Genomic DNA, 20879 nt, shown 5'->3' with positions numbered 1-20879 from the left:
GAATGAAGTTATATAAACCGCAAAAAACAAACACACGTTAACGGAGAGGCAGAACTAATCTGGAGAAGCAAAGCGTTCGCATTTATCACCGGATTTTCCCCTTAGAAAGGGGGATCCAAAAAATCTGGGGATAACAGCGATCGGAAGATGGTACTGCACTCGCAGTGCTCTAGTGTGAATGATTAGTGCGGTTTATATAGATTAAAAAAAGACCATGAATCCATGAAGGATTTATGGTCTTTGTTGTGGTTCTGCTTGATCGTCTCAAGCGATGATTTTCGTTTTTTTGGCATTCTCCGCAGATCGTCGGGTCAGGCTGCTTAGCGGCCGCTTCAACGCAAGAGCGATAACGAGGCTAATCGCGATGAATATGCATAACCACAGAATATCCTTCCACGCGGTCTCCCACAAAATGCCGCCAACAGCCTCGCGCAGCAAACTGATGGCATACGTGAACGGCATGAAAGGGTTGAGGGCCTGAAAGAACGGAGAGGTCATGCTGATCGGGAACGTGCCGCCCGAACTGGAAAACTGGAATACCATGAAAATGATCGCAATGCCTTTCCCGATATTGCCGAAGACGGACAACAAGGTATACGTGATCGTGACGAAAACGGCGCTCACCAGCATGGCAAACAGCACAAACCACCATTTATCGGCTACATAGGTGCCGAGCAGCCAGATGTCGCCCAGCGTGACGCAAACGGCTTGAAGCAAACCTACCGTCAGGAATGTCGCCAGACGTCCCAGGTAGAGCTGATATCCCCTGAACTTTCCATCCGGATTTTCGGCTTCCGCCCGCAGCAGTGAAATAAGCAATGTAGATCCGACCCATAACGACAATACGCCGTAAAAAGGGGACATGGCCGAACCGTAGTTGGGAATCGGGTATAACTGGTTTTCCTTGATGTGTACCGGGCTCGCAAGAAAGGCGCTCTCTGCTTCAATGTCACCCCGCAGCAATTTGGCCAGCTCCGCAAAATGGTTGTCCCGTTCCACTTCCCTGAGCTTGTCGGCGGCCTGCCTGATGGCATGCTCCAATGCCGGCAGGTCGGTGCGAACCAGTTCGGCGGCGCGTTTCACGCCTGTTTGTACTTCGGGCAGCTGGTTTTTCACAAAGTCCGCTGCTCTGCCGATTTGTTTCTCCGCCTCGGGCAGATCGTTTTGCACAAAGCGGGCAGCTTCATCCAATTTGGCTTTGACTTTGGGCAAGTCATTCCGGATGATCGGGGCCACCGCATTCAAGGCGCGAATGAATGCATTGCTCTTGCTCTGCAAGGTTTGTGAGATCTCATGGACCTTGGCTTGAATTTCCGGCAAATTCTGCTGCAGTTTTCTCAATTCACTCTGGCCAAGCGTAATGCCTTCTTTGGCTGTTGCAAGTATGCCCGCAACATCTGGTAAGGCGTCCTGCGCGGTTTGAAGGGCAGCCGCGGATGAAGATAACATCGTTCTCAAATGATCCGATCCGGCGGCCAGTGCCGGCGCGATTACATTGTCATAAGCCTTCAACGCTTCGCCGATGCCGTTTCCGACATCCCTCGATAATTCGTGCAATTGGGCGACGACGTCGGCAGGCGGGGTAGCGTTGCGCCGCAATGCGTCACTCACGATTCCGGCCAGACGAATCTGCAGCTGCAGCTTGTCCGATACAGCGTTCAGTTTGGAAATCTGGTTACTCAACGGGTGAGCGGGCAGAAAATCATTGATTTTGCTGAGCAGTGCGGACGTATTGTCCGTCATTCTAAGCGCGATCCCCAATCTTGATGCGAGATGATCCAATTCATCGGCCGTGGGCAGCTTGCTCAGGTCCGTGCTTTGCAAGCGCTCGAACACATCTCCTGCCGCATCGCTAATCTGCTGCACCAGCAGCAGGTTTTGTCTGATGGCCGGGCCAATGCTGTTCATTGCTTTTTCGCTTGAAGCGATGAATTGGTTGACTCCTTCCGTTAATGCCTTTCCGTTTTCTGCAATTTGGGCAACGTTGTCCAAATTTTGCTCCGCTGTCGTTACGATATTCAGCGCCTTGTCCGATTGCTCCAACGCAGTCTGAATGATGCTCCCCACCTTATCGAAATGCTGGTCCACATCATGCACGAAGCCAGCGGCTTTTTGAAGCTCGGGAATTCGTTCCTGGATGGCCAGAATTTCCGAGGCGGCGGATTGAATTTGAGGCCAATGCTGCTGAACCTTTACTACATATTGCGCAGCCTCGTTGATTTCCGGCAGCTTTTGCTGGAGCTCGACGATTTTCTGCGCCTTCTGCACGATCTCGGGCATCGCTTGATCCACTTCGAGAATTTTCTGACCCGCATTTTCGATTTGCGGGAGGTTGTTCTCCAGCGTAAAAATGCCATTCTCCATTTTTCGCAGCGTTGGCAACTGTTCATTGATCTGCACTCCGGCTTCTTTCAGCTTGGTGAGAACGGCCTCGCTGACGGCTTCGGTGAAATTTTCATTGATTTGAGTCGTGATTGCCGACACGCCTGAACCTGTAATTTTGGGCGCGATGGCGTTGACCTTTTCATTCACCGTATATATGACCTCCGGGCGTTCAAGCTTTCCGTCGACAATGCTGGTTATTTTGGCGGAAAAGTCTTGGGGAATCAGCAGACTGGCGTAATATTCTCCGGTCTGTACGCCGTGAGAAGCCTTCTCCTCGTCAACAAACACCCACCCGAGTTTTTTGTTTTGCTTAAGGCTCGAAATGAGCTCGTCTCCGATATTGAGCGTTTGGCCTGCGACGGACGCACCCTGATCTTCGGAGGTAACGGCGATTTTGATCCCTTGGGTATTGCTGTAGGGGTCCCAGACGGATTTGACATTAACCCAATCGTACACGCCGGGAAGCAATATGATGGCCACAATCAGAAAGATGCCGGTGGGCACCTTGAGGATGTGAAGCCAGTCTGTTTTGTAAATGTGCCAAATATTTCGCATAATGCCCTCCTGAACGTAAGTATGCAGCAAACATGAAGCAGTTCCTGTAATGGATGGAAGAATGATTGTACCATCCATCATTGTACCCGGGAAGCGTTGAAAGGGAATGATGCACATGGCGTACTTACATGTTTTACATACCCTCTTATATCGGATTCCATTCATGAGAAGTAAAGGAGTCGTGCAGCTTACCCGACTATATCCTGCCCGTTTTTCTTTTTTCGCCTGCGATGGGGAGGAATAAGAAAAGGAAACGGATTATTTTGCCTGAAAGTCTTTCCACATTTCCTATGGATAAATATGCAAGATTATTGTATAATTATTAATGATATGAGATGTGCTGTGCACGGATGTTATTCAGCCAGATTGCTGATGATAAGGGGAACGCAGCAGAATCTTTTCGCCTGCGATGGTGAGGTGTTGACAGGAGGTTTCCTTTCTGTCATAATTCATGAAGATCGACGGACATACGGTACGAAAGTGCACTGTGAGGCGCTTTACCGTATGAACGACATGAATAGCACCTTTAAATCAGTCCCGTGAGACTGGCAAGGTAACGTGAACGATACATCGTCTTTTTGCTGCGGCAAAATAGGACGGTGCATCCCGAGAGTAAACTTTCTTCAGCGCGCGCTGAAGTTCGGAGACTCCTTGCCAACGACACGGCAAGGAGTCTTTTTTGTTCTCCTCGTCACGGGGCCATGATCTGAAGGGAAATCCTGAGGAGGCTGAACGCATGAGCACAGAAACGCATGTCATTATGGATGAAACGGCGATCCGCCGCGCTTTGACACGGATTGCCCATGAGATTTTGGAAAAAAACAAAGGAATCGAAGGTTGTGTAGTTGTAGGCATTCGGACTCGCGGGGTATACCTCGCTGAACGCATTGCTGCCAAGATTGAGGAGATTGAGGGAACGAAGGTCCCCTGGGGAGAACTGGATGTGACCCCTTACCGCGATGACCGCTCGGATGAGAATAGAGCGCAGCGCAAGGAGGTCTTGAAGATGATTCCGGAGTCTCTGTCCATCCATGACAAAAAGGTCATTTTGTTCGACGATGTGCTGTATACCGGCCGCACCATTCGCGCAGCGATGGACGCCCTGATGGATTGCGGAAGGCCGCAGAACATCCAGCTGGCCGTACTCGCTGACCGCGGGCACCGGGAGCTTCCGATCCGCCCTGATTTCATCGGCAAAAACGTGCCGACGTCCAAATCGGAGGAGATCGAAGTTGCGTTGAAGGAAACGGATGGGCAGGACGAGGTCAAAATCATTCAGAACCGGGGGGAGCAAGCATGACGATTACGCAGCCAGCATTGAAGGACCGGAGTTTGCTTGGACTGAAGGATCTTGACCGGAGCGAGATCGAGTCGATTCTGAACCGGGCGGCGCACTGGGAGTCGCAGACGAACAAACTGGTGCCCGTACTGGAATCCCGATTCGTAGCCAACATGTTTTTCGAGAACAGCACGCGTACCCGCTTCTCGTTCGAAATGGCCGAGAAACGCTTGGGCGCGCAGGTGATGAACTTCACCGCAGCGGCATCCAGCGTGGAGAAGGGCGAATCGATCTACGATACGGTACGAACGCTGGAATCGATGGGCATCGACGCAGGCGTGATTCGGTTGAAACCGGCTGGCGTACTGCAGCAGCTGGCTCAAAAGGTAAATGTGCCGCTGGTTAATGCCGGAGACGGAAACAACGAACATCCGACGCAGGCGCTGCTGGATCTGTACACGATGCGCAAAACGTTCGGCGAGTTGAAAGGTTTGCGCGTATCGATTATCGGAGATATCCTTCACAGCAGGGTCGCCCGCTCAAACCTGTGGGCTTTGCAAAAATTCGGTGCGGACGTGCACTTCTGCGCTCCGCAAACGATGCAGGCACCGGAACTGGCCGAGCACGCTCCATACGTAAGTCTGGAGGAAGCGCTGGATGCGGATGTCGTCATGATGCTGCGAGTGCAGCTGGAACGCCACCAACATGGTCTGATTACCTCGGCTGAGGATTATCGCGAACACTACGGATTGACGGAAGAACGGGCTGCCCGCCTGAAGCCGGGCACGATCATTATGCACCCTGCTCCTGTAAACCGGAACGTCGAAATCGACGATGCGGTGGTGGAGAGCGAGGCATCGCGGATTTTCCCGCAGATGGCCAATGGCGTACCGATCCGCATGGCGGTCATGGAACGCGCAATGAAGCTGTAACATCGGCAGGGGGATTGCCGGGAGGCGATGACGGACGTTCTTAGAGAGCAACGGGAGGGTACACGATAAAATATTCGCCTCGCTTGCCGAAAAGCGAGGCAGAATCGAAGCGGAGGAATATCATGATGCAAGTTATAAAAAACGCGAGCATGTTGAATCAACAAGGGGAATTGGAACGGAAAAGCATCATTATTAAAGAAGGAAAAATCGCGAAGATCGCTGATGTTGAAGATGCGGCGATCATGCAGGCGGAACGCGAAGCAGATGCAGTAACCGACGCTGCGGGCAAACTGGTCATTCCCGGCCTGATCGACATGCACGTCCATCTGCGCGAACCTGGATTCGAACATAAAGAGACGATCGAAACGGGAGCGCGCTCGGCGGCAAAAGGCGGATATACCACGATTGCTTGTATGCCGAACACCAAACCGGTTACCGATAATCCGGACACGGTGAAGCTGGTGTTGGATAAAGCGAAGGAAGCCGGATTGGTGAAGGTGCTGCCCTACGCTGCGATCACCAAAAACGAGCTCGGCCGCGAGCTTACCGATTTTGCTGCCCTGAAGGAAGCCGGAGCCATCGGATTTACCGATGATGGCGTAGGCGTGCAGAATGCCCAGATGATGAAGGACGCCATGACGCTTGCGGCAAGCATGGATATGCCTGTCATCGCTCACTGCGAAGACGACTCGCTGGTCGTGGGCGGATACGTTACGGAAGGCGAATTCTCGAAACGCCACGGCATCAAAGGCATTCCGAACGAGTCGGAAGCCATTCACGTCGGCCGCGATATTTTGCTCGCTGAGGCAACCGGAGTACACTACCATGTCTGCCATGTCAGCACAGAGCAATCGGTAAGGCTGATTCGCCTGGCGAAGTCAATCGGCATTAACGTGACTGCGGAAGTATGCCCGCACCATCTGGTGCTGTCGGACGAAGATATCCCGGGCATGGACGCGAACTGGAAAATGAATCCGCCGCTGCGCTCGCCGCGCGACGTGCAAGCATGCATCGAAGGGCTGCTGGACGGCACGATCGACATGATCGTCACGGATCATGCGCCGCACAGCGAGGACGAGAAAGCCAAAGGCATGCAGCTTGCACCGTTCGGCATCGTTGGATTCGAGACGGCATTCCCGCTGCTGTACACCAAGTTTGTGGAGACGGGACTGTGGACCCTCGATTTCCTGGTGAAACGCATGACGGCCGATCCGGCACGGGTGTTCCGCTTGGATGCGGGCAAACTGGAAGAGGGAGCTCCGGCGGATATCGCGATGATCGACCTGAGCGAAGAACAAGCGGTAGATCCCGCGACGTTTGCCACAAAGGGAAGAAACACGCCGTTTACGGGTTGGAAGCTGAAAGGCTGGCCGGTACAAACATGGGTAGACGGAAAAAGCGTGTGGAGCAGCGAAATCCAGCAATAACAAGCGGTTGAGTAACTCAAATCAAATCGAGTCTGATGTAAGCCGAGATTGGAATAGATAAGAGACAAAAAGCCGAAAGCATGGCTTTGAATTTTGAGCGCCTGGAGTGGCACGCGGAATGGTCGAAAAAGACCTGGAGAAACGAAGTGTTCGCCTTTATCACCGGATTACAACCTCTGAGAAATAATTACAGTAATCCGGGGATAACAGCGATCGAAAGGTTTTTCGAACATGTAGCCCCCACGAAAGTAAGCTAAGTTCAACGGAAATGCATTTCGGCGGTATAACTAAAGAGGAGTGAAATGGGATGCAGGCACAGGCAAGATTATTGTTGGAAGACGGCACACTGTTCACCGGAAGAGCGTTCGGAGCTGAAGGGGAAACAACGGGTGAAGTCGTTTTTAATACGGGAATTACAGGCTACCAAGAGGTGCTGTCGGATCCTTCGTATTGCGGTCAAATTGTAACGATGACATATCCGCTGATCGGAAACTACGGCATTACGCGCGATGACTTCGAGTCGATTCGCCCGTTCGTGCACGGTTTTGTCGTGCGCCGTCATGAGCCGGTGCCTAGCAACTGGCGTGCGGAATACAGCCTGGACGATCTGTTGAAAGAGTACGGAATCGTAGGCATCAGCGACATCGATACACGCATGTTGACTCGCCGGATTCGCCACCAAGGCACGATGAAAGGAATTCTCACAACAGGATCGAAGCCTGTGGAAGAGTTGCTGGAAATGATGAAAGACACAAGCATCGCCGAACTGCGTAACCAAGTTCCCATGACCTCTACCAAACATGTTTACAGCAGCCCGGGCACGGCAGAACGGATCGTGCTGGTAGACTACGGCGCCAAAACGGGCATTCTGCGCGAGCTGAGCAAGCGCAACTGCGATGTGGTCGTTGTACCTCATGACGTGACTGCAGACGAGATTCGCCGCTTGAATCCGGACGGCATCCAGCTTTCCAACGGCCCTGGGGACCCGAAAGACGTGCCTCACGCCGTGAAAATGATTAGCGAACTGCTTGGCGAATATCCGATCTTCGGCATCTGCCTGGGTCACCAACTCTTCGCACTGGCAGCCGGGGCGGATACCGAGAAACTGAAATTCGGCCACCGCGGCGGAAACCATCCGGTCAAAGAGCTGGAAAGCGGACGCTGCTTCATCACCTCCCAGAACCATGGTTATACCGTGAATGAAGAGTCCGTCAAGAATACCGAGCTTGAAGTGACACATATCAACAACAATGACAAAACGATTGAAGGCTTGAAACATAAAACATTCCCGGCGTTCTCGGTTCAATACCATCCGGAGGCAGCGCCAGGACCTTACGATAACAGCTATCTGTTCGACCGTTTCATTGAAATGATCCGCGAACACAAAATCAACCATCCGCAGAAACCGCGTCAAGCTGTTTTGGCAGCCGCAGTGAAAGGAGCACAATAACATGCCACTTAACAAGGACCTCAAAAAAATTCTGGTGATCGGATCCGGTCCAATCGTCATCGGGCAAGCCGCCGAGTTCGACTATGCCGGCACGCAGGCTTGCCAGGCGCTGAAAGAAGAAGGCGTGGAAGTTGTACTCATCAACAGCAACCCGGCAACGATCATGACGGATACCAACATGGCGGATAAAGTATACATCGAGCCGATCACGTTGGACTTCGTTACGCAAATCATTCGCCAAGAGCGTCCCGACGGATTGCTGCCAACGCTGGGCGGTCAAACCGGCCTGAACATGGCGGTTGAGCTGGCGCGCGCAGGCGTGCTGGAACGCGAAAACGTGAAATTGCTCGGCACGCAGCTGACTTCCATCGAAAAAGCGGAAGACCGCGACCTGTTCCGCGATCTGATGCGCGAACTGGAGCAGCCCGTGCCGGAAAGCACCATCGTTACGACATTGCAGGAGTCGCTCGACTTTGCCAACGAAATCGGATATCCGATCATCGTGCGTCCGGCATATACGCTGGGCGGAACGGGCGGCGGCATCTGCGCCACGGAAGAAGAATTGCGCGAAACGGTGGCGGCAGGTCTGCGCTACAGTCCGATTGGACAGTGTCTGGTCGAGAAAAGCATCGCCGGCATGAAAGAAGTCGAGTATGAAGTTATGCGCGACCGCAACGATAACTGCATCGTGGTCTGCAACATGGAAAACTTCGACCCGGTAGGCGTGCATACGGGCGACAGCATCGTCGTGGCGCCAAGCCAAACGTTGTCGGACCGCGAATATCAAATGCTGCGTTCCGCTTCCCTGAAAATAATCCGTGCCTTGAACATCGAAGGCGGATGTAACGTACAGTTTGCCCTTGATCCGCATAGCTTCCAATACTATGTCATCGAGGTTAACCCGCGGGTAAGCCGTTCTTCGGCCCTGGCTTCCAAAGCAACCGGTTATCCGATCGCCAAAATGGCAGCCAAAATCGCCCTTGGATACACGCTGGACGAAATCGTTAACCCGGTAACGGGCCAAACCTATGCATGCTTCGAGCCGACGCTGGACTATATCGTCAGCAAAATTCCGCGCTGGCCGTTCGATAAATTCACTTCGGCGAACCGCAAACTGGGGACCCAAATGAAAGCGACCGGTGAAGTTATGGCCATCGGCCGGACTTTTGAAGAGTCGATGCACAAAGCGATCCGTTCCCTGGAAATCGGGGTGCACCGCATTTACTTGAAGGATGCAGAGACGTTGGACGACGAAACGTTGAAAACGCGTTTGGTCAAAGCCGACGATGAGCGCATGTTCCTCATTGCCGAAGCGTTCCGCAGAGGATACAGCCTGCAGGAGCTGCAAGATCTGACCAAAATCGACTGGTGGTTCCTCGACAAGCTCGAAGGGCTTGTAAAATTCGAGGATCGCATCCGCGAAGAAGCCCAGTTGACTTCGGAAACATTGTATCAAGCGAAACGTCTGGGCTTCACGGACCGCGCCATCGCCGAGCTGCGTGCACAAGGACAACCGGGAGGCTCCCTGACGGTTGAATCCGAAGTGAGAACGCGCCGCCTGGAAGAAAACCTGCGTCCGGTCTACAAAATGGTAGATACTTGCGCAGCCGAATTCGAAGCGACGACGCCATACTACTACTCCACGTACGAGACCGAAAATGAAGTGCTGCCTTCGGACAAGAAAAAAGTGGTGGTGCTCGGTTCCGGTCCAATCCGGATCGGTCAAGGCATCGAATTCGACTACTCGACGGTACACGCCGTATGGGCGCTGCAAAAAGCAGGTTACGAGGCAGTCATCATCAATAACAATCCAGAGACCGTATCGACGGATTTCAATACATCCGACCGTCTCTACTTCGAACCGCTGTTCTTCGAAGACGTCATGAACGTGATCGAGCAGGAGCAGCCGGTGGGCGTTATCGTGCAGTTCGGCGGCCAAACGGCGATCAACCTGGCGGCACCGCTGCGTGCAGCAGGCGTAACCATCCTTGGAACGGATCTGGAAAGCATCGACGAAGCGGAAGACCGCAAAAAATTCGAGAGTCTCTTGTCCCGCCTGGACATTGCTCAGCCTAAAGGAACGACGGTTACTTCGGTGGGTGAAGCCGTTGAAGCTGCCAAAGGCCTCGGATATCCGGTATTGGTGCGTCCATCTTATGTACTGGGCGGCCGCGCGATGGAGATCGTATACTCCGATACGGAACTGCTGACTTACATGGAGCAAGCGGTGAAAATCAATCCGGAACATCCGGTGCTGATCGACCGTTACATGCTGGGCAAAGAGGTTGAGGTGGACGCCATTTGCGACGGAGAAACGGTGCTTGTACCGGGAATCATGGAGCATATCGAACGCGCAGGCGTTCACTCCGGCGACTCCATTGCGGTATATCCTCCGCAGCATCTGTCCGACGAGCTGAAAGCCAGCATCGTGGACATCACGATCAAAATCGCCAAAGAACTGAAAACGGTCGGTCTGGTCAATATTCAGTTTGTCATCCATGATGGCCAAGTATACGTGATCGAGGTAAACCCGCGTTCCTCCCGTACCGTGCCTTTCTTGAGCAAAGTAACGAACATTCCGATGGCGAACCTGGCAACGCAAGCCATCCTGGGCGTGAAATTGAAGGACCTCGGTTACCAGGACGGACTGTGGCCTGAGTCAGACCACGTATCGGTTAAAGTTCCGGTCTTCTCCTTTGCGAAACTGCGCCGCGTGGAGCCGACGCTCGGACCGGAAATGAAATCGACGGGCGAAGTCATGGGACGCGATCCGCAATATGCCAAAGCACTGTTCAAAGGACTGATCGGAGCGGGCATGAAAATCCCGGCGACCGGTGCCATCGTTGTAACGGTGTCGGACAAAGACAAGGACGAAGCAGTGTCCCTGATGAGCGGCTTCTACCGCCTCGGTTACAAAATCATTGCTACCGGAGGGACTGCTGCTGCGCTTGAAGCGGCGAATATTCCGGTAACGACCGTCAAAAAATTGAGCGAAGGATCGCCGAACATTCTCGACATGATCCGCAGCGGCGAAGCGAACTTTGTGTTCAACACGCTGACCAAAGGCAAAACGCCTGAGCGCGACGGATTCCGCATCCGCCGCGAAGCGGTAGAGAATGGCATCGTATGTATGACATCGCTGGATACGATTCGTGCCCTGCTGAGAATGCTGGAAACGATCAACTTCTCCTCCGAAGCCATGCCGGTTTTCGCCGATTAATTGAAGAACCTGCTGATGAAGGACATCAGCCAGCCTGCGGGCTGGCGGGATGTCCTTTATATCGGGCAAAAATCGATAAAATCAACGATGCGGAAGGAGCGGGATCAATGAATCACCCGAATTACGAAACGATGGCCGGCCGCCTGATGGTGGCACTGGATTATCCCGGGGCGGAACAAGCGAAGGGCTTGATCAAGGCACTGGAAGGCATTCCGTGTTATTTGAAGGTAGGCATGCAGCTGTTCTATGCGGCAGGACCGGAATTCATCCGGGAATTGAAGGCAAAAGGGTACAAAGTATTTCTGGACGTCAAAATGCACGATATTCCGAATACCGTTCGCGGAGGTGCGGAAAGCATCACGCGCCTGGGCGTAGACATGTTCAACGTTCATGCTGCCGGAGGCGCAAGCATGATGCGCGCAGCGCGTGAAGGTGCGGAAGCCGCGCTGGCTGCGGACCCTGCCCTGCGCAGACCGGAAATCATTGCCGTGACCCAGCTGACGAGCACGAGCCAGACCGTCATGAATGATGAGATCGGCATTCCGGGTACCGTGGAAGGCACCGTGGTTCGTTATGCCGGACTGGCCAGCGAAGCAGGGCTTGACGGCGTAGTGGCATCGCCGCTCGAGGTGCCGGCCATTCGGGCGGCCTGCGGACCCGATTTCCATACCGTAACCCCTGGCATTCGCCCCGCGGGAAGCAGCCTGGGAGACCAGACGCGTGTGCTTACTCCGGGCGAGGCCATCGGGCGAGGCAGCCATTACATCGTTGTGGGCAGGCCGATTACGGGTGCTGCCGACCCGCGCGAAGCGGCAGAAACCATTTTGAAGGAGATGTTGAACGCATGATCGCACTATCCGAAATCCCGAACCACATTGCAGCACAGCTGTTGAAAATCAAAGCCGTGGCACTGCGTCCGCAGCAGCCGTTTACTTGGACATCCGGCATCAAATCGCCGATCTATTGCGATAACCGCTTGACCATGTCTTATCCGGAGATTCGCGACGATATCGCGGAAGGTTTTGCGGCGATCATCCGCGAACAGTATCCGGACGCCGAAGTGATCGCCGGAACGGCAACCGCAGGCATTCCGCATGCGGCATGGGTCGCGCAGAAGCTGAATCTGCCGATGGCTTACATTCGCGACAAAGCGAAAGGGCACGGCAAGGAAAACCTGATCGAAGGATTGATCTCCGAAGGGCAGAAGGTCGTTGTCATTGAAGACCTGATCTCCACGGGCGGAAGCTCTCTGAAAGCCGCCCAGGCTGTGAAGGAAGCAGGGGCGGAACCGCTGGCCGTGCTCGCCATTTTCAGCTATCAGCTGGATAAGGGCATCAAGGCGTTCGAAGAAGCGGGCGTTCCGCTTCAGACCCTGTCCAACTACACGGCGCTGATGGACGTGGCTTTGGCTCAGGGCACCATTCAGGAGAGCGACTTCGAGCTGCTCAAGGCATGGCGTGAAGATCCTACTTCATTTGGAAAATAATGAAACGTAAGTTCGGGAACGTTTTTCCCGCGCAACGGTTTCAAAATTGTAATAGTTGCAGCGCTGCAGCCGTTTTTGCGCTAAATTCACCAGGCATCTCCTTTAAGGGGATGCTTTTTTCGTTTTCGCATCAAAATATTAACTTTTTCGGCGAAACGTTGTAAAAAGCTTGTAACTTTTAGCCGATAGCAGTCGTTTATAATGCAGTGTAGTATGGAATAGATTTCTAGTTCAGGTTCTTACTGAAACAGGGACAGAGAGGATGAGCGTGATTGCTGGCATGAAGAAATTATTTTCCAAGATCAAACCAGCCAAAAGCCAATCAGGCGAAAAGAGTGCACCGAAGGGGGAAGAGCAGCATGATCAGGCCGAGTCGGGAGGCCAGGCATACATAACGGATTTACAGAAACCGACGGATCGTTCCGAATTCAACGGAGAGAACATAACTTCCGCTGAAGCCGAAGCTGAAGCTGCTGCGGCTGCCGCTGTCTCTGAACCGAAAAAAACCAAGCCTGCCAAGAAAGCGCTGCTGCCTCCCTATGACGGCCCGGTGCTTGAGGTTCGCAACGTGCATCGCAGCTTCCAGACGGGAAGCCGCATCATTCACGTGCTTAAAGGCATTGACATGGAAGTCAGACCTCAGCAGCTCGTCATGCTGAAGGGACGTTCGGGTTCCGGCAAAACTACGCTGCTGAACATGCTGGGCGGACTGGATCAGCCATCGAGCGGGGAGATTTTGTTTTCCGGGCAGCCGCTGCAGGACTGGGGGGACCGGAGACGGACCGCATTGCGGCGCAGGGAAATCGGTTTTATTTTTCAGGCTTACGCGCTGATGCCCTTGCTGTCGGCTTGGGAAAACGTGGAGTTATCGCTGCGCATGGCCGAAGTGCCTCGTTCCGAATGGAAGGACCGGGTAGGCCATTGCTTGGATTTGGTTGGTTTGACCAAAAGGGCGAAGCATCGTCCTTTCGAAATGTCGGGAGGCGAGCAGCAGCGGGTGGCGATCGCAAAGGCGATTGCGCACAGGCCCAGGCTGCTGCTTGCGGATGAACCTACGGCCGAGCTGGATTCGAAGATGGGAGCACAGGTCATGGCCGTATTTCGCAACATTATAGAAGTAGAGCAGGTAACCATCTGCATGACAACACACGATCCTACAATTTTGGAGGTTGCGGACCATGTTTACGAAATGGCGGATGGCAGATTTCTCAAGTAAGGCTGCCGCTCCGAAAAAGGGGAAACGAACAGCGCTGATCCTGCTAGGGGCAATTGTCGCTGTATCCATGTCCGGCTGCTCTTTGCTGCCGGCCGAAAGCGAGGAGGAGGTGCTTCCTCCGATCACGCCGCCGACGATTTCCAAAAAGCCGGAATATGAGGTCCGGACGGAAACGCTGGAACGATCGGTGAGCGGCAGCGGCAAAATGATGAGCCAGCGCGAAGAAAAGGTATATTTTACGTTGGATGGCATGCATGTCAAGGAATTGAACGTCAAGCCCGGAGATAAGGTCAAGAAAGGGCAGCTGCTGGCTGAACTTGACGTTGCGAGCGTGGAGAAGGAAATTCGCTCGAAGAAGCTGCAGATCCGCAAAGCGGAAGTGCAGATGAAGGAAACGCTGCGCAAGAAGGACGAGATGGACCCGGTCGAGTTTGAGGAGGCCACCATTGCGTTCGAGGAACTTCGGCAGGAGCTGGCCGACCTGGAAGAACAGATCGGCAAAGCGACGCTGACCGCACCGTTTGCGGGCACGGTCATTGCGGTTCAGGTGGAAAAAGGGGCGGCCGTGAAGGCGTATGATCCGATTGCCACGATTGCGGATACGTCCAATCTCGTCGTGGCCGCGACGTTTGCGAAGGAAGACCTGGAGAAGATTTCGGTAGGCATGAAGTCCACGGTGGACATCAATGGCGCGGGCAAGGTGAACGGCAAGATCAAAGTGATGCCGGTAGCCCAAAGCGCCGACTCCGGAAACAACAACTCCGGCTCGGGCGAGGGCGGAACGCCGCCGGCCAAGGAAACGCTCGACAAGTACGTCATCGTTTCGCTCGCCAAAATGCCCAAAGGGGTTGAACGCGGAACGCCGCTGACCGTATCGATTGTGACAGAGCGGACCGAGAACGCCATCGTCATCCCGATATCTGCCCTGCGGTCCATCGGTTCACGAACCTACGTGCAGGTTGTGGAAAGTGACGGCAGCAAACGCGAGGTGGATGTTGAAGTCGGGCAGCAGACCTCCACGGACGTACAGATCGTCAAAGGGCTCACCGTAGGACAGAAAGTAGTGGGACGCTAATGGGGCTGCCATTGTTACGACTGTTGTTCCGCAAAATGTGGAATACCCGCTGGATGACGTTCAGCACGCTCGTTGGTTTGATCGTGGCGGTTGCGTTCACCGTCAGCATTCCGATGTATGCCGACGGGGCGCTGAAGCGGGTCGTAGCCCAAACGCTGCAGGATAACAGCGAAGGATTGCCTGCTGGTTCCTTGCTGATGAGTTATCAGGCGCCAGGGGGAACCAAGACGGACACCCTTGGGCTGGAGGAAGTGGATCGCTACATACGCGAGGATGTGCCTCGTGATGTCGGATTTCCGTTCAACACGTACGTGAACATTCGTTCCATTCGCGGTACGGAAGTGAGTCCCGAGGATCCGACGAAAGTGGATGCCAGCCGCTCGCGCAGCATGACAATCGGCACGATGAGCGGGCTGGACCAACAGGTGAATTATTCTGCCGGCATGAAGCCGGGCAATCAGGTCAAGGATGGCCTCATCGAAGCGGCGATGCTTGAAGAGGGCATGTACCGGAACGACCTTCACGTGGGAGACATACTCGAGTACCCGATATATAGCGGGCTCGATATTACGCTGCGCGTAAAAATTACGGGTTCCTTCAAACCGGATGACGAAACCAGCCCTTACTGGGTTCAGGGTTTCGACAGCATGATGAACGGGCTGTACGTGGACGAAGCCGCATTCAATGAAGTGTTGTTGAAGGAACAAGGCATCCCGCTTCAAAATTCGCGCTGGTATTATGCATTCGACCTGAAGGAAATCCAGACCAGCCAGCTGCCCGGTTTGACGTCCATGCTGGAACGGCTGGATATCGAGCTGTACCAACGCTTGAAGGACACCAAGGTTGACATTACCTTCGGCGATCTGCTCAAGCAGTTCCGCAGCCAAAGCCTGCAGCTGCAGACGATGCTGTTTACGCTTGCGGCACCGATGATCGCCATGGTGTTCTATTTTATCGCGATGAACGCCAGGCAGTCGCTGCAGAAGCAGGAAAGCGACATTGCCGTGCTGCGAAGCCGGGGGGCTTCTGCACGGCAAATCTTCTCGCTGTACCTGCTTGAAGGCATGTTCCTTGGCGTGATCGCGCTTGTGATCGGTCCCATGTTGGGATATTTCATGGCCAAAAGCATCGGGTCTGCCAGCGGATTCCTGTCTTTCGTGGACCGGAAATCCATCCCGATCGGCGTGTCCAAGGAAGCGATTTTGCTGGGCTTGGCAGCCGTGCTGGTTGCGATCATTGCTTCATTGATCCCGGCAATCACCTATGCTAGAGCAACGATCGTGTCAGCCAAACGCCGTCAGGCACGCACGGATCGTGCGCCGGTGTGGCAGCGATGGTTTCTGGACATTGCCCTGCTTGGGCTGGCGGGATACGGTTATTATTTGTTCTATGAACGGCAGATGCTTACGTTTCAAACAGGCATGACGACAGACCAGCTGCAGGTGCAGCCGTTTCTGTTCTTTGTGCCCGCACTGGCGATATTTGCCCTGGGGCTGTTCTTTCTGCGGTTGTTCCCGTGGATTCTCAAGCTGATTCAGCTGATCGGCCGCAAGCTGCTCCCGGTACCGTTGTACCTGACCCTGACTCAGCTCTCGCGTTCGTCGGCATCGTATTATCCGCTGATGATCCTGCTTGTGCTGACGCTGGGCCTCGGCGTGTACAACTCGGCTGCTGCCCGGACCATTGACCTGAACTCTACCGAGCGGACGCTGTACCGCTATGGTACGGACGTGATCATGCAAACCGTATGGGAAGGGACGCCTGAAGTGAACCCTTCCGGCTCCGGTCCAAATGGAGGCGCCGGCGGCGGTGGAGGACAACAAGGCGGAGGCAGCGGAGGGCAGAACGGAGGCGGCGCTTCCGGCGGCAATGGTGCAGGAGGAGGCCAAGGCGGAGGAGGCGGTGGCGGTGGCGCTCAACAGCCGACCAAAGTGATATACTCCGAACCGCCATTTGAAGTGTTCCGCAGGCTGGATGGCGTTGAGGGCGCCGCCAGGGTGCTGCAAACGAAGGGCAATGTGATCGTTTCTGGCAAATCGGGAGGCCAGGGCATGCTGGTCGGCATCGACAACGTCGATTTTGCCAAGGTAGCCTGGTTCCGCAACGATCTCTTCCCGGCGCATCCGTACAAGTATCTCGATTTGCTCGGGAAGTATGAAGGCGCGGTTCTTGTATCCTCCAAGTTTGCGGACAAATACAAGCTCAAAACCGGGGACCTGGTATCGATCGGCGTTCAGGGGCAGGCCATCGAATTCGTTATTTTTGGCATTATCCCTTACTGGCCTGCCCAATACCCGGATCAGATGCCGTTCTTCATTGCGAATCTGGATTACATCTATGATCAGGTACCGCTGATTCCATATGAAGTTTGGCTGAAAATGGAACCTGATGCCAAGGTAGGCCCGTTGATGGAGAAGCTTGCAGCGGAAGGCATCGAATTGTCTTCTGTGCGCGACGTGCGCACCGAACTCGTAACCCAGGGCAAACATCCGTCCCGCGGCGGCGTTTTCGGCATTCTCAGTCTCGGTTTTCTCGTATCCGTCATCATATCCCTGATCGGATACATCCTGTATTGGTTCTTTAACCTGTCGGGACGCGTCGTGCAGTTCGGCGTCCTGCGGGCAATGGGGCTGTCGCGGGCCCAGTTGAGCGGCATGCTGCTCCTGGAGCAGGTTTTCACCGCAGGGCTGTCCATCGCCCTGGGCATCGGCATCGGTCAAGTGGCGAGCCGATTGTTCCTGCCTTTCCTGCAAACGACCGACAACGTATCTGCGCAGGTTCCGCCTTTCCGCATCGTGTTTGAAGAGAGCGACATGCTCCAGCTGTATGGCGTGACGGTAGTCATGCTGATTATTGGAGCAAGCATGCTGCTCTGGCAGATTCGCAGGCTGCGCGTACATCAGGCGGTCAAAATGGGAGAGGAGAGGTAACGTGATCCAGTGTGAAGGACTTGTTAAAATTTTTAAATCCAGCGACGTGGAAGTCGTTGCCCTTCAAGGTCTGAATTTGACGGTGAACCCGGGAGAGATGATGGCGATCATCGGAAATAGCGGAAGCGGAAAATCGACGCTGCTCAACATTCTCGGCGGCCTTGACCGGCCGACAGCCGGTACGGCCATCGTCGGCGACTGGGATTTGCTGAAAATGACGGATGCGCAGCTCGTGGAATACAAAAGGCATACCGTCGGATTTATTTGGCAGAACAACGGCCGCAATCTGCTGCCGTATCTCACGGCCCTGGAAAACGTGGAAACGCCGATGATTCTAGGTGGAAAGCGGGATCGCGCATACGCCAAACAGCTGCTGGAATGGGTCGGGCTCAAGGATCGGATGCATAACAAGCTCCATCAATTGTCGGGTGGGGAGCAGCAGCGGGTTGCGATTGCGATTTCATTGTCCAATCGGCCGAAGCTGCTGCTCGCCGACGAGCCGACCGGTTCGGTCGATTCCGAGACATCGGATACGATCATGAATATTTTTCGCAAAATGAACAAGGAATTAGGCGTCACCATCGTGATCGTAACGCATGACCTGACGCTTGCGGGCAAGGTCGACCGGATCGTTGCCATTCGTGACGGATTAACGAGTACCGAATTTGTGAAACGCAACGAAAATCTGGATGACGAGCATAACTTGCCTGGCTCGGGAACGCCGAGCATTCATGAAGCTTTTGTCATTATTGACCGGGCCGGGCGGCTTCAGGTACCGAAGGAATACCTCGAGGCGTTATCGATCGACAACCGGGCGACGTTGGAATTTGACGGCGAGCGTATCGTGATTACGCCGCCAAGATAATCATGAGGGGGAATTGGGGAATGAAGATGTGGGGAAAACGTGTGCTGGGCATATTGGCTACAGCCAGTCTGGCATTGCCGCTGCTTGCAGGTTGCACGGCAAGCGAATCGAAGGACAACGAGCAGCGCGTATTGCGTGTGGCCACCTTGTGGGGCAATACAGACGATAGCTATTTTCGCCAGCAGTTTACGGATGCCTTTGAGCTGACACATCCGAATATTACGATTGAGGTTGTACCAGCCGTTGAGCAGGGCAGCATGTACGGTTACGGCAACACGGATGAGCAGCAGGAAGTTCCGGATACGATGGAGAGCATCAAAAAAATCATGACCGGAGACAATCCGGTGGACGTGGTTGTGGCCGATACGTCAACGATCAGGTCGTTGATCCAGGAGAACATGCTGAAACAACTTGATCCGCTTATGCAAGAGGATAAGTTCGACACGAGCGATATCGTACCGAGCGTGCTGGAAGGCATCAAAGACATCGGGGATCAGAGCATCTATGCGTTGACGCCAACGTTTTCCTCGTCCGCCCTCTTCTACAATAAGGCGATCTTCCAGAAGGCAGGCGTAGAGCCGCCGACGGATAACATGACTTGGGACGACATCTTTAACCTGGCGACTCGCGTTACCAGCGGCGAAGGCAAGGACCATGTGTTTGGATTTGCGTTCAGCACATGGCAAGGAGGATCACCCTACTATTCGATGCAACAGTACTATAGCGCGCTTCAACTGAAAATTTTCGACGATAAGGCGGAAAAAATGACGGTCGATTCGCCTCAGTGGGAAAAAGTATGGAGCAAGATCAGCAAGCTCGCCATCGACAAGGTTACCCCGAAAGGGGATGAGCAGATGGACCAAAGCAGTGGCGAAAGATACAACCCGCTGCAGGGCGATCTGTTCCTCAGCAGCAAAACAGCCATGGCTTTAGGCGATTATAGTTACATCAACCAGTTGATCGATGCCAACAAAAACGCCGATAAAATGGAAGGGTTCACGAAAGTGGATTGGGAGGTCGTCACACCGCCCGTGCATCCCGAAGCGCCAGGAATCGGCGGCAACATCTATCTCAGCAATCTGATGGCGATCAACAGTTCGGCGCAAAATCCGGATGATGCCTGGGAACTGATCAAATACATGAACAGCGAGGATTGGGCAAAAATCAAAGCGCGCAGCGCCTATGAGATGGTTTCCCGCAAGAGTTTCATCAAGCCGAAGGACGGCATGGATTACAACATTCAGGCCTTCTATACGTTAAAACCGATTCCGCCGACCAATACGAATCTGGACAAAATGTACCAGAAGATGCCGAATCTGTGGCAAGTTAGCGATAAAGGCATGGAGTACTTCAACCAAGTGCTGGAGAACAAAAAAACACCGAAGGAAGCACTTGCCGAATGGGCTGCTAAGGGTAACGAAATGCTGGCAAAGTTGAAAAAGGACCCAAAAGCGACATTTAACCCATAAGAAGTCATGTTTTAATTTGCTTCATCCTGAAGCTGCCGGAGATTTGGTCTCTGGCAGCTTTTTTTGACTTTAAGCATGCAGGATATAAAATTGGAGCAAGCGGGGTATTCTACATATTGAGCAATGGATTGGAAAGGAGGGTGACCTATGCATTGGATATATTTTAGCAAGCTTTACGCCACCAAATTTCAAGCAGGCTGTTTGGCCAAGCGGCTTGAACATGATGGTTGGTTATATGGATACAGCGACCCGTCAGAGATCGAGATTTTCCGTTCCAAAAAAGGGAGATATGGTGTTCGATTTATTCCCTGACATTACCCCTTGACGTATAGGATATAAATGGTGTATATTAATTAAGTCGCTATTTTGATTTTTTACTGACGCGGGGTGGAGCAGCCCGGTAGCTCGTCGGGCTCATAACCCGAAGGCCGCAGGTTCAAATCCTGCCCCCGCAATCAAGTTTCACTCGATGTTTAAACAGCCATCATGTGAACGTTATACTTTTTTGGTGAGGGTCCTTAGCTCAGTTGGTTAGAGCGGTCGGCTCATAACCGATTGGTCACAGGTTCGAGTCCTGTAGGACCCATTTC

General features: G+C 53.6%; 14 protein-coding genes and 2 tRNA genes. 15 read left to right on the top strand and 1 reads right to left on the bottom strand.

Annotation, left to right across the window (positions count from 1 at the left end; all coding sequences use genetic code 11):
* Positions 1 to 264: 264 nt before the first annotated feature.
* Entirely contained in the window at positions 265 to 2940 is a 2676-nt protein-coding gene (locus SNR34_RS21840; protein ID WP_486180165.1) for a YhgE/Pip family protein, read from the bottom strand.
* A gap of 736 nt (positions 2941 to 3676) precedes the next feature.
* Here SNR34_RS21840 and pyrR point away from each other — a divergent pair.
* The 15 genes from pyrR to SNR34_RS21765 all read left to right on the top strand — a co-directional run bounded on the left by pyrR (position 3677) and on the right by SNR34_RS21765 (position 20875).
* On the top strand, positions 3677 to 4240 hold the full coding sequence (gene pyrR, locus SNR34_RS21835; protein ID WP_339273831.1) for a bifunctional pyr operon transcriptional regulator/uracil phosphoribosyltransferase PyrR: 564 nt from the start codon (positions 3677 to 3679) through the stop codon (positions 4238 to 4240).
* Positions 4237 to 5151 (top strand): aspartate carbamoyltransferase catalytic subunit, encoded by a 915-nt coding sequence (locus SNR34_RS21830; RefSeq protein WP_486180164.1) that lies wholly within the window; start codon positions 4237 to 4239, stop codon positions 5149 to 5151. The genes pyrR and SNR34_RS21830 overlap by 4 nt, the downstream gene beginning before the upstream one ends.
* Positions 5152 to 5273: 122 nt before the next feature.
* Positions 5274 to 6578 (top strand): dihydroorotase, encoded by a 1305-nt coding sequence (locus tag SNR34_RS21825; RefSeq protein ID WP_486180163.1) that lies wholly within the window; start codon positions 5274 to 5276, stop codon positions 6576 to 6578.
* A gap of 307 nt (positions 6579 to 6885) precedes the next feature.
* Positions 6886 to 8028 carry a glutamine-hydrolyzing carbamoyl-phosphate synthase small subunit gene (gene carA, locus SNR34_RS21820; RefSeq protein ID WP_236416595.1) on the top strand — a complete coding sequence of 381 codons (1143 nt, stop codon included), beginning with the start codon at positions 6886 to 6888 and terminating at the stop codon, positions 8026 to 8028.
* 1 nt (position 8029) lies between these two features.
* The gene (gene carB, locus SNR34_RS21815; protein ID WP_486180162.1) at positions 8030 to 11248 is read left to right on the top strand and encodes a carbamoyl-phosphate synthase large subunit; all 3219 of its coding nucleotides are present in this window, start codon (positions 8030 to 8032) and stop codon (positions 11246 to 11248) included.
* A gap of 107 nt (positions 11249 to 11355) precedes the next feature.
* Positions 11356 to 12096: an orotidine-5'-phosphate decarboxylase gene (gene pyrF / locus SNR34_RS21810; protein ID WP_486180161.1), complete on the top strand. Its 741-nt coding sequence runs from the start codon at positions 11356 to 11358 to the stop codon at positions 12094 to 12096.
* Positions 12093 to 12734: an orotate phosphoribosyltransferase gene (gene pyrE / locus SNR34_RS21805; protein ID WP_236416593.1), complete on the top strand. Its 642-nt coding sequence runs from the start codon at positions 12093 to 12095 to the stop codon at positions 12732 to 12734. Before pyrF ends, pyrE begins: the two co-directional genes overlap by 4 nt.
* Positions 12735 to 13014: 280 nt before the next feature.
* Complete coding sequence (locus tag SNR34_RS21800; RefSeq protein ID WP_486180160.1) at positions 13015 to 13950, top strand: ABC transporter ATP-binding protein; 936 nt, start codon at positions 13015 to 13017, stop codon at positions 13948 to 13950.
* Complete coding sequence (locus SNR34_RS21795; protein ID WP_236416591.1) at positions 13913 to 15025, top strand: efflux RND transporter periplasmic adaptor subunit; 1113 nt, start codon at positions 13913 to 13915, stop codon at positions 15023 to 15025. Before SNR34_RS21800 ends, SNR34_RS21795 begins: the two co-directional genes overlap by 38 nt.
* Positions 15025 to 17955: an ABC transporter permease gene (locus SNR34_RS21790; protein WP_339273825.1), complete on the top strand. Its 2931-nt coding sequence runs from the start codon at positions 15025 to 15027 to the stop codon at positions 17953 to 17955. The genes SNR34_RS21795 and SNR34_RS21790 overlap by 1 nt, the downstream gene beginning before the upstream one ends.
* 1 nt (position 17956) lies before the next feature.
* Positions 17957 to 18820, top strand: a complete 864-nt coding sequence (locus SNR34_RS21785) for an ABC transporter ATP-binding protein (RefSeq protein ID WP_236416587.1) — start codon at positions 17957 to 17959, stop codon at positions 18818 to 18820.
* A 20-nt stretch (positions 18821 to 18840) separates the two neighbouring features.
* Positions 18841 to 20289 (top strand): ABC transporter substrate-binding protein, encoded by a 1449-nt coding sequence (locus tag SNR34_RS21780; RefSeq protein ID WP_339273824.1) that lies wholly within the window; start codon positions 18841 to 18843, stop codon positions 20287 to 20289.
* A gap of 147 nt (positions 20290 to 20436) precedes the next feature.
* Complete coding sequence (locus SNR34_RS21775; RefSeq protein ID WP_236416582.1) at positions 20437 to 20601, top strand: hypothetical protein; 165 nt, start codon at positions 20437 to 20439, stop codon at positions 20599 to 20601.
* Between the two features lie 69 nt (positions 20602 to 20670).
* Positions 20671 to 20744 (top strand) — tRNA-Met (locus tag SNR34_RS21770).
* A gap of 57 nt (positions 20745 to 20801) precedes the next feature.
* A tRNA-Ile gene (locus SNR34_RS21765) sits at positions 20802 to 20875 on the top strand.
* The last annotated feature ends 4 nt before the right edge of the window (positions 20876 to 20879 follow it).

Source organism: Paenibacillus sp. XP01 (genome assembly GCF_057364885.1).
Note: the sequence above shows the minus strand (reverse complement) of the source record. Positions and strands in the feature narration are given on the sequence as shown.